Genomic DNA, 10,901 nt, shown 5'->3' on the forward strand with positions numbered 1-10,901 from the left:
AGCGCGCAGCCAACGGAGCATACACGGAGTATGTGACGGCGGCGAGCACTGCCCGACGCTCAAGCTGACAAGTGAAATAGCTTATTTTACAGATATCTTCACAACAGCTTTACGCACATTAGCCGGCTCGCCCACTGCACATAATGGTTTATGCACTTCACCTGGGTAAAACACCACGAAATCACCGGGTTGCATTATAAGTTGCTTCTCATCAACACCTGCCGGTAAGAAGGCAATATCTTTGTCTGCCAACCAGTCAGTATCGGGCTTACCGGCAGGTAAGTTACTGAACGTCATCCCCTCGACGCCCGCCAAAACAATCTGAATATCCAGATATTTAGCGTGATATTCCGCACGGCGATTTTCCAGATAATCGGTACTGTCATTGGAAATCAGTACAAACAGATTGTTTCCATCAATATCATGTTTACCCAGCGGGGTTTCGGCAGTGATGTGACTTTTTACATATTCAATAGCTTCTTTTAATTGCACCGGCAGATAAGGCAACAATGCCAAATGGTGAATATTTCCGCTAATCATGGTCTTCCCTTTCAGATTAAAATGAAATGATGTTTCATTATAACCAGATCGCGATTCACAGTGTGAGAAGTGTTTAACAAATATTGACTGACCTCATCCGTGGTAATGCTTCAGCCCCTTATCTAAATCAGCTCATGTTTATTATTTTTTTAATATCGCTTTATCACTAATTGTTATAACAAATAACCCTTGAGACTTTGACCACAGACAGCAAAGCTACTATTGTGAGAAAATGCGGCAAACAGTCTAAAAAACAACAATTTCCGGCGAATGTTAACGATCAATATGTGCTGTCTATGCTAAAAAATATGATGGCATAATCTATCTCGGGGAGTTTCAATGAAAGCAAAAATTCTGTCATTATTGGTTTTGGCAGCACTATCTGGTAGCGCATTAGCAGGAACGCCACCGGATACACTAGTAGTAGTGCAATCCCTGGATGATATTGTCAGTCTTGACCCGGCAGAAAGTAACGAGCTTTCTAGTATTCAGACCGTACCCAGCCTGTATCAACGCTTAGTCCAAGCTGATCGTGATAATCCAGCCAAAGTAGTGCCGGCTCTGGCAGAAAGCTGGCAAGGCGATGCCGCTGCCAAAACGTTAACCGTTAAATTGCGGCCAAAAGCGGTGTTTTCTTCCGGTAATCCGGTGCAGGCCGATGACGTGATTTACTCCTATACCCGAGCGGTCAAAATGAACCGTTCACCGGCCTTTATCCTCAACGTGTTAGGTTGGGATGCCAGCAATATCGACCAACATCTGAAGAAACTCGATAACGATACTGTGCTACTGAGTTGGAGTGCGGATGTCAGCCCGGCAGTGGCGCTAAATATCTTATCAACACCAATTGCCTCAATTGTTGATAAGAAAGCCGTTACCGCCCATGTTAAAGCAGACGACTACGGCAATGCCTGGTTGAAGATGAATTCCGCTGGCAGTGGCCCATTCAAAATGCGGGTATATCAGCCGCATCAGGCTATCGTACTGGATGCCAACCTCACCTCACCGGGTAATAAGCCGCTGGTTAAAAATGTCATTATTAAAAACGTACCGGACCCAAGCGCCCGCCGCCTGCTGATTCAGCAAGGTGATGCTGACATCGCGCGTGAATTAGGGCCAGATCAGACCGCAGCGCTGAAAAATCAGGCTGGCGTTAACGTAGTTGAGATCCCATCGGCGGAGCAAAACTATCTGGTATTTAACACCGCCAATGCAGCAAACCCATTGTTAAGCAACCCGGCATTGTGGGAAGCAGCCCGCTATCTGGTTGATTATCAGGGAATTACTAAAGATCTGTTAAAAGGACAGTATTTCGTTCATCAGAGCTTCTTACCGGTCGGTTTACCGGGCGCGCTGGAAAACAACCCGTTTACTTTTGATCCCGCTAAAGCCAAAGAGATCCTGGCAAAAGCCGGTATCAAGGATGCCTCGCTGACACTGGATGTCGAGAATAAACCTCCGTTCATCACCATCGCCCAATCGTTGCAGGCAAGCTTTGCACAGGGTGGCGTGAAACTGGTGTTGCTGCCAGCGGCGGGCAGTCAGATCTACGGCCGGGTACGTGCTAAACAGCATCAGTCCGCTATCCGTCTATGGATACCGGATTATTTCGACGCACACTCCAACGCCAGCACTTTTGCCTACAATGATGGCAAAGGCAGCACCGTTGCCAGTTTAAATGGCTGGGTTATCCCTGAACTGAATAAACAGACTTTGGCGGCAGTTGCAGAAACAGACCCTGCTAAGCGAACTGAGCGTTACACCCAGTTGCAGCAACAGTTACAACAAAGCTCGCCTTATATCTTTATAGATCAAGCTAAAGCACAAGTTGTACTGCGAGATAATGTAAAAGGCTATCAGCAAGGTTTGAATGCCGATATGGTCTATTATGACCGTGTCAGCAAATAACCTATTCCCTGCGTACTTGAAGTTACAGGGTTGTTAGCTGCGTTTGTTACTCGGCCCGTCCATGGGCCTCGCCTCTGCGAGGCCGCTGCAAGCAGCGTTCAAATCGGTTCCTGACCGATTTGTCACCCGAATCACTTACTTGTAGTTGACCTACTTGAATAAGCTCATCGGGACTCGTTCACTTGCCGCCTACCTGTAACGCCAAGTTCTTGGGCATAGCTGGTTGATATATTGATAAATTTATTTGTGAAATAGTGAGTTGCTAGTCGATGTCTGTCGCACTAAATCAAACGCCGGATGCCCAATCCCGGCGTCGTCTTTGGGGCTTTTTACAGGGATTATTGACCCTGGCCCTGACCTTATTCGGTCTGCTGGTTATCACCTTTTTCCTGTCGGCCTTATCGCCGGTGGACCGGGTGCTGCAAGTGGTGGGCGATCACGCCAGTGAAGCAACATATCAGCAGGTAAGGCATCAACTAGGGCTGGATAAGCCCTTGCCAGTGCAGTTCTGGGACTATCTGCTGCGGTTGGCTCATGGCGATTTAGGTATAGCCAGTGCCAGTGGCCAGCCGGTTCTACACGAGCTACTGGCCGTTTTCCCGGCAACACTGGAACTGGCTACATTATCGCTGGTGATAGGTGCCGCTCTGGGGGTTATCCTCGGCTTGTTATGCGCCCGCTGGGCCGGTAGCAAGCTGGATGCCACTATCCGCTTTATCACGTTGCTAGGTAACTCCGTACCGATCTTCTGGCTTGGTCTGCTGCTACTGCTACTGTTTTATGCACGTTTGCAATGGAGCCCTGGCCCTGGCCGTCTGGACGATATCTATCAATACACCGTGGAAGCAAAAACCGGGTTCGCCCTGATAGACACTTTGCGTTCCGGCGATGCTGGCGCATTTAGTAATGCCTTGGCCCATTTGATCTTGCCGGTCGCCCTGCTCTCTTACTATGCGCTCGCCAGCATCACTCGCCTGACCCGTTCGGCCTGCCTGAGTGAACTGAATAAAGAGTACATCACGCTGGCGCGCGCCAAAGGCGCAGGGGAGATGCGGATTCTGCTGATACATGTGTTACCGAACATCCGTGGCACCTTGCTGACAGTTATCGCGTTGGCTTATACCAGCATGTTGGAAGGGGCAGTGCTCACCGAAACCGTCTTTGCCTGGCCGGGGATTGGCCGCTACCTGACCAGCGCGCTGTTCGCCGGGGATACCACCGCGATTATGGGCGGAACCTTGCTGCTTGGGATGTGCTTTATTCTGATTAACAATGTGACGGACTTACTGGTTCGTGTGCTGGACCCGAGAACGCGCTGATATGTCGATACCGATAACAAAAATCTGCTACACGCTAAAGCGTTCCCCCTCCACCAGCATGGGGCTGTTGATTCTCTCCTCACTGGTGTTCATCGCGATTTTCGCTCCGTGGCTGGCCCCCGTTGATCCCAACTGGCAAAACGCGGCCGACCGGTTGCTACCTCCGGGTGCAGTTCACTGGCTGGGAACTGACAGTTATGGCCGCGATATGCTGTCGCGCCTGATTTATGGCACGCGCCCCACCTTGGGGCTGGTGCTGCTGGTTACCGTAATAACCTTGCCGCTCGGCTTGCTGGTCGGGGTGCTTTCCGGTTATTACGGCGGCTGGCTCGAACGTATTCTGATGCGCATTACCGATGTGGTGATGTCCATGCCACGGCTGATACTGGCGTTTGCTTTTGTTGCCATGCTGGGGCCGGGCCTGCTTAACGGAGCCTTAGCATTGGCGCTGACCGCTTGGCCGGCCTATGCCCGTCAGGCCAGAGCCGAGATTCAGTTATTACGTAAAAGTGATTATCTGGCGGCGGCTGAAATGATGGGAATCAAAGGGTTGCGCTTGCTATGGGGCCATATTCTGCCCATGTGCCTGCCTTCTGCGGTGGTTCGTCTGGCACTGGATTTAGCGGGTATTATCTTAGCCGCCGCCGGGTTAGGTTTCCTCGGTTTGGGCGCGCGTCCCCCCATGTCGGAATGGGGTGCAATGGTTGCCGACGGTATGCAGGTTATCTTTGACCAATGGTGGATTGCCGCCATTCCAGGCTGCGCTATCTTACTGAGCAGTATAGCATTTAACCTGTTAGGCGATGGCCTGCGCGATATTTTGGATCCCCACCATGACTGATAAAATTTTCGCGGTTGAAAACCTGTGTGTCGATTTTAAACAACAGCGGGTGGTGGATAATATTTCTTTCCAGCTCGGCCAGGAGCGGGTTGCCTTAGTCGGCGAGTCCGGTTCAGGTAAATCAGTCACCGCCAGAGCATTGATGGGATTAGTAAGCGCCCCCGGCAAAGTCAGTGCCAAGAAACTGCGTTATTACTCTGACACGCCCCCTGAGCAAGGCAATTCGGGCCAGATTATCGAACACGATCTGCTGCATCTAAAGCCTAAACAATGGGGTGCGCTGCGTGGCAGTGAAATTGCGATGGTGCTGCAAGACCCGCGCTATGCACTGAATCCGGTGCGCACCGTGGGGAAACAGATTGAAGAATCCCTGCTGCTGCATAACACGCTTTCCCGCGCGGATACCCGCGAGCGAGTATTGAATGCACTAGCCTCAGTCGGACTCAATGAAAGCGTCTGGCACAGCTACCCCAGCCAACTTTCCGGCGGTATGGGCCAACGCGCCATGTTAGCTATCGCTTTAGTGAATAACCCACGGGTATTAATTGCTGATGAGCCAACCTCCGCATTGGACGCCAAACTGCGTAACCAAATACTGGAGTTGATCGTCGAACAGACTGAACAGCGTAATATGAGTCTGCTGCTGATCAGCCATGACCTGCCGTTAGTGGCAGAACATTGTCATCGGGTGTTGGTGATGTATCAGGGGAAACTGGTGGATCAAGGCGTGGCGGCTGACCTGCCCCATTCTACTCATCCTTATACCCATACCTTATGGGCTTGCCGCCCGAATGCCAGTACCTATGGCACGGATCTGCCGGTATTAGACCGCAGCGCTGATTTCTCTGGAGGTTTCCGTGGCACTGATTGAAGTCAAAAATCTACGAGTCAGCTTTGCCCAAAAGAGTCAGCTAAAAACGGCGGTTGAGTCGGTCAGTTTTACAGTTGAAGAAGGTGAGACTTTCAGCCTGATTGGGGCATCTGGCTGTGGTAAATCCACCGTGTTACGTACTCTGGCCGGTTTGCAGCGCGAGTGGCAAGGCGAGATAACCTTACTGGGCACACCGTTACAGCCGGGTAAGCGCTTCACCGGCCAACTGCGCAAAGAGGTGCAAATGGTGTTCCAAGACCCTTATGCCTCGCTGCATCCGCAACATAATATTCAGCGTACGCTGGGCGAGCCATTAAAGATTCACGGCGAAAAGAATATCCAGCAACGGATTGATCAAGCTCTAAAACAAGTAGGTTTACCGGCATCGGCAGCACAGCGCTACCCACATCAATTCTCCGGAGGCCAGCGCCAGCGTATTGCCATTGCCCGCGCCTTACTACTACGGCCTAAACTGCTCTTGCTGGATGAGCCAACTTCTGCACTGGATATGTCGGTTCAGGCAGAGATTCTCAATCTACTCAACCACTTGAAACGCGAACATGGCATGACCTATTTATTGGTCAGTCACGACAGTGAGGTGGTCGCGCATATGTCCGAGCGCGCAGCCATGATGGAGAGTGGGAAAATTGTGAGAGAGTTTACGCGGCGGGATCTTGAGTTGGCGGAACATTTTATGGGGTAGCGTTTTGCCGTTCACTCGTGGGTTAAGGTTTGGTTGATAGAATAGATCGGATCACTGTTTCGGTTGATTCGGTGCTCGGATTCGGTTGTTATAACTTTACGGCTAACCTAACCTTAGTCGCCTCAACCGCCAAAGGGGGCGGGCGCGCCCCCTTATGGAATCCCGCGCTTGCGCGAAATATTGTGGCTTCGCCATGCCCTCCGGCAGCTTGCAGGCTAATCGAACCGGGGCCGACTCGCTCCCAGCTCGACAGCCCCTTTCGCCGCGTCCATGCGGCTCATTCGGCCTGCAATCTTTGTCGGCAATATTCCTGATTGCGCCCAACGTCAAAATCAAAACCTTTTCTTTAGGTTTTGATGTTTAAAAGCACATTTGAGCAGCCGAGTGAAGAGAGTAGGCAAGGCAACCCGCCAAGGACGGCGGGTTGAGGCGTCATGAGCAGGGACGCGAATAAAGCCATCCGTTAGCCGGAACGATGATTGAGGGCACCTGCGAAGCAGGCCAGCGATACGTGCGCAAGCGCGGATTGTTAAGGCCCACGCTTATGGGCCTTAACTCGGTTGAGGCGGCGGAAATTAAGTGAGCGCTGAATGATTATCAACCGAAACAGTGATCCAATCTATTCTAACAACCGAATCCGAGCACCGGATCACCAAATCACCAAATCAACCAAAATAATGAACCAGATCACTTACTACCAGGACGAGTGACTAAAACCCCTTAACCAACCCCACCACACCCTGAACATAACGATCTAAAGTATCTTCAGGCATCTCATTTGCCCCCTGCACCAAAAACGGTGGCAAATAATCCATCCCGGTCAGGTTCGCCATCGCGTGGAAGGGCAATAACAAATCCAGCGCTGGGTAACGGTTATAGCCCTGTGGCGTGTAATCCTGAGCCTTCCCGCCGGTGGAAACCACCAACTGCAACGGTTTACCCTGTAGCTTGTCGCCACTGCTGCCATAGGCAAAACCGTAAGTTAACACCGCATCCTGCCATTCACTTAAAATAGCCGGTGAGCTATACCAGTAAAATGGAAACATCATCACAATCACATCATGCGATTCCAGCAATTCTTGTTCGCGGGCGACATCAATTTGAAAATCTGGATATTCACGAATCAGTTCATGCACGGTGACAGTTGGCAGCGGACGAAGAGCTTCTATTAACCGACGGTTGATACGGGACTCATCAGGTGTCCGGTGGGCGGTCAGCACTAAAATACGAGACATGTTCATTCTCCAACAGGATTAATCAAACTATCTTTTCATCTTTAGCGCCGTGGGTGTAGGCTGCTATCAGTCACATTAATTTCAACTCAAGGTATCAACCATGTCGCTGCCTTTTGATGTCCATCGTTTATTGCCCGCTTTTCTCAGCGCCGCTCAGTGTGAGAATTTTTCCGCCGCCGCACGCCAATTAGGGGTAACCCCTGCCGCTGTTAGTAAAAATATTCGCGTATTAGAAGAAAAGCTGGCACTGCGTCTGTTTCAGCGTAATACCCACAGTGTGGTGCTGACGAATGAAGGTAAGGCGTTATTAGCACGGGTGGCACCACTGTGGCAGGCGCTGTCCAATACACTGGATACCGTACGTAGTGATGATAAGCAACCCAGTGGTACGGTGCGGGTGAGTGTCATTCCTGGTTTTGGCCGCCAACTATTAATGCCACTGATTCCAGAATTTATGGCGCGCTATCCGCTGATTGATGTGGATCTCTCACTGGAGGCCAGAGTGGTAAATCTGGTCGGTGAAGGCTTTGATGTCGGTATCGGCACGCGTATCGATCCCGATAGCCGTTTGATTGCCCGTCAGTTTTACCCAATGCAAATGGTGCTGGCGGCATCCCCTGCTTATCTCGCCCGCAATGGTTCACCCAGTAACCCACAGGATCTCTATCAACATCAGTGTTTATTACACCGCAATCCATCAAATGGCCGAATAGTAAAATGGCGATTGCAGCAGAATAATGAGGTTCAATCCTTAGAGTTGTCAGGTCGTTTGATCTCTTCTCAACCGGATATTCTGCTACATGCCGCCTTAGCCGATATGGGGATAACCTCTGTGGCACAATGGCATGCAGCATCACACTTTGCCGATGGCAGCCTGATGCCGGTATTGGTGAGTTACTGGCCCGCCCCGACCCCAGTATGGCTTTATTATGCCTCCGCCAATTTACCCCCCAGAGTACGAGTTTGGGTTGATTTTCTGTTAAAATATTTCGGCCCACATCACGCTTTATCCGCACAATAAGTCACATAAAAATGTCACTTTTGTGACGCACTGAACAGGAAATAGACCTAACGTCGATTTCCTTGTTCTAAGTCAAATTAGTTGGCTGTCACTTCTGCCATTACCCATATATAGTGGTTGTAGGAATTCAAACATCTATATGTAGTAGTTATCCACAAAACCATCCACACCTCCCTCGCAGCCCTTACCCGCTGCGGCTTGCCTTGTGGATAAGATTTCTTGTGGATAATTATTACCGGCTACAGGAGCAGGCATTGTGAAAACAGTAGTGATTAAACGGGACGGTTGTCAGGTACCTTTTGATGAGGTGCGGATCAAGGAAGCTGTCGAGCGCGCAGCCCTGGCTGTTGACGTTGTGGACGCAGATTATTGTGCAACTGTTGCCCGTGTGGTCGCTCAGACGATGGAAAACCAGCCGAAGGTTGATATCCGCGATATTCAGACTGCGGTCGAAAACCAACTGATGGCCGGTCAATACAAGCAACTCGCCCGCGCCTATATTGAATATCGCCATGACCGGGATATCTCGCGCGAACTGCGTGGTCACCTCAATCAGGAAATCCGGGGTTTGGTAGAGCAAAGCAACAAAGCGCTGCTGAACGAAAATGCCAATAAAGACAGTAAAGTCATCCCGACTCAGCGCGATCTGCTGGCCGGTATTGTGGCGAAACACTACGCCAAACAACATATTTTGCCGCGCGATGTGGTCTTGGCTCATGAACGCGGTGAAATCCACTATCATGACCTGGATTACGCGCCATTCTTCCCGATGTTCAACTGCATGTTGATCGATCTTGATGGCATGTTGACCCAAGGTTTTAAAATGGGTAATGCGGAAATCGAGCCGCCAAAATCCATTTCTACCGCCACCGCCGTGACCGCGCAGATTATCGCGCAGGTCGCCAGCCATATCTATGGCGGCACAACCATCAACCGCATCGATGAAATTCTGGCGCCGTTTGTCACTGAAAGTTTTAACAAACATAAGGCGGTCGCTGAAGAGTGGCAGATCCCGAATGCTGCCGGTTATGCCATGTCACGCACCGAAAAAGAGTGTTACGACGCTTTCCAATCGCTGGAATATGAAGTCAATACCCTGCATACCGCCAATGGCCAGACGCCATTTGTCACCTTCGGTTTCGGGCTGGGCACCAATTGGCAATCGCGTATGATCCAGCAAGCGATTCTGCGTAATCGCATTGCTGGTTTGGGCAAAAACCGTAAAACTGCGGTGTTCCCAAAACTGGTGTTTGCTATCCGCGATGGCCTTAACCATAAATTTGGCGATCCCAATTACGATATCAAGCAGTTAGCACTTGAGTGTGCCACCAAGCGCATGTATCCCGATATTCTCAATTACGATCAAGTGGTTAAAGTGACCGGTTCCTTTAAAACACCAATGGGCTGTCGCAGCTTCCTCAGTGTATATGAGGAAGATGGCGAGCAGATCCACGATGGCCGCAATAACATTGGGGTTATTAGCCTGAATCTGCCACGTATCGCATTGGAAGCTCAAGGCGATGAAGAGAAATTCTGGCAATTACTGGATGAGCGCCTGCTGCTGGCCAAGAAAGCCTTGATGACCCGCATTGCTCGTTTGGAAGGGATCAAAGCCCGCGTGGCCCCCATCCTGTATATGGAAGGCGCTTGTGGTGTGCGCTTGCAAGCCGATGACAATATCTCTGAAATCTTCAAAAATGGCCGCGCATCTATCTCGCTGGGCTTTATTGGTATTCATGAAACGGTTAATGCGCTATTTGGCAATCAATCCCATGTCTTTGACGACGAAAAGTTACGTGCAAAAGGCGTGGCTATCGTCGAGCGCATGAGACAAGCCACCGATAGCTGGAAAGAAGAAACTGGCTACGCCTTTAGCCTTTACAGCACGCCGAGCGAAAACCTGTGTGACCGTTTCTGCCGCCTGGATACCGCCGAATTTGGCGTAGTAGAAGGTGTCACCGACAAAGGCTATTACACCAACAGCTTCCACCTGGATGTTGAAAAGAAAGTTAACCCGTACGACAAACTGGATTTCGAAGCACCTTATCCTCCATTGGCTAACGGCGGTTTCATCTGTTACGGCGAATACCCTAACTTGCAGCATAACCTCAGAGCGCTGGAAGATGTCTGGGATTACAGCTACAGCCGCGTGCCCTATTACGGCACCAACACACCAATTGATGAATGCTACGAGTGCGGTTTTACTGGCGAATTCTCCTGTACCAGCAAGGGCTTCACTTGCCCGAAATGCGGCAATCATGAGCCATCAAAAGTGTCAGTCACCCGTCGGGTATGTGGCTATTTGGGCAGCCCGGATGCACGGCCCTTTAACGCCGGTAAGCAAGAAGAAGTGAAGCGTCGCGTTAAGCATTTGGCAAACGGACAACTGGGCTAACCCACCAAAGACGAAGGCCCAAAGTAATTGGAGTTGCAGGTAGGCAGCAAACGAATAACAAATCGGTC

At 50.6% G+C, this 10,901-nt stretch carries 9 protein-coding genes; 7 read left to right on the top strand and 2 right to left on the bottom strand.

Going from position 1 to position 10,901, the window contains the following annotated elements:
- Positions 1-81: 81 nt before the first annotated feature.
- The gene (locus YALDO0001_RS17045) at positions 82-540 is read right to left on the bottom strand and encodes a NanQ anomerase/TabA/YiaL family protein (protein ID WP_004704893.1); all 459 of its coding nucleotides are present in this window, start codon (positions 538-540) and stop codon (positions 82-84) included.
- Between the two features lie 339 nt (positions 541-879).
- On the opposite strand from YALDO0001_RS17045, the gene YALDO0001_RS17050 reads away from it, so the two are divergent.
- The 5 genes from YALDO0001_RS17050 (at position 880) to YALDO0001_RS17070 (ending at position 6,182) form a co-directional block, all read left to right on the top strand.
- Positions 880-2,448, top strand: coding sequence for an ABC transporter substrate-binding protein (locus YALDO0001_RS17050; RefSeq protein ID WP_004704897.1), 1,569 nt, complete (start codon positions 880-882; stop codon positions 2,446-2,448).
- 269 nt (positions 2,449-2,717) lie between these two features.
- Complete coding sequence (locus YALDO0001_RS17055) at positions 2,718-3,767, top strand: ABC transporter permease (RefSeq protein WP_004704899.1); 1,050 nt, start codon at positions 2,718-2,720, stop codon at positions 3,765-3,767.
- A 7-nt stretch (positions 3,768-3,774) separates the two neighbouring features.
- Entirely contained in the window at positions 3,775-4,608 is an 834-nt protein-coding gene (locus tag YALDO0001_RS17060) for an ABC transporter permease (protein ID WP_082167818.1), read from the top strand.
- On the top strand, positions 4,601-5,479 hold the full coding sequence (locus YALDO0001_RS17065) for an ABC transporter ATP-binding protein (RefSeq protein ID WP_042840388.1): 879 nt from the start codon (positions 4,601-4,603) through the stop codon (positions 5,477-5,479). Before YALDO0001_RS17060 ends, YALDO0001_RS17065 begins: the two co-directional genes overlap by 8 nt.
- Positions 5,466-6,182 (top strand): ABC transporter ATP-binding protein, encoded by a 717-nt coding sequence (locus YALDO0001_RS17070; protein WP_042840390.1) that lies wholly within the window; start codon positions 5,466-5,468, stop codon positions 6,180-6,182. The genes YALDO0001_RS17065 and YALDO0001_RS17070 overlap by 14 nt, the downstream gene beginning before the upstream one ends.
- 710 nt (positions 6,183-6,892) lie before the next feature.
- Here the strand turns inward: YALDO0001_RS17070 and YALDO0001_RS17075 are convergent.
- On the bottom strand, positions 6,893-7,417 hold the full coding sequence (locus YALDO0001_RS17075) for an NAD(P)H-dependent oxidoreductase (protein WP_004704907.1): 525 nt from the start codon (positions 7,415-7,417) through the stop codon (positions 6,893-6,895).
- 100 nt (positions 7,418-7,517) lie between these two features.
- Here YALDO0001_RS17075 and YALDO0001_RS17080 point away from each other — a divergent pair, with 100 nt between their 5' ends.
- Together YALDO0001_RS17080 and nrdD are read left to right on the top strand one after the other, a co-directional pair.
- Positions 7,518-8,438: a LysR family transcriptional regulator gene (locus YALDO0001_RS17080; protein ID WP_004704910.1), complete on the top strand. Its 921-nt coding sequence runs from the start codon at positions 7,518-7,520 to the stop codon at positions 8,436-8,438.
- Positions 8,439-8,694: 256 nt separating this feature from the next.
- On the top strand, positions 8,695-10,833 hold the full coding sequence (nrdD, locus tag YALDO0001_RS17085; RefSeq protein WP_004704914.1) for an anaerobic ribonucleoside-triphosphate reductase: 2,139 nt from the start codon (positions 8,695-8,697) through the stop codon (positions 10,831-10,833).
- Positions 10,834-10,901 lie beyond the last annotated feature (68 nt).

It is taken from the genome of Yersinia aldovae ATCC 35236 (assembly GCF_000173735.1).
Classification (GTDB): domain Bacteria; phylum Pseudomonadota; class Gammaproteobacteria; order Enterobacterales; family Enterobacteriaceae; genus Yersinia; species Yersinia aldovae.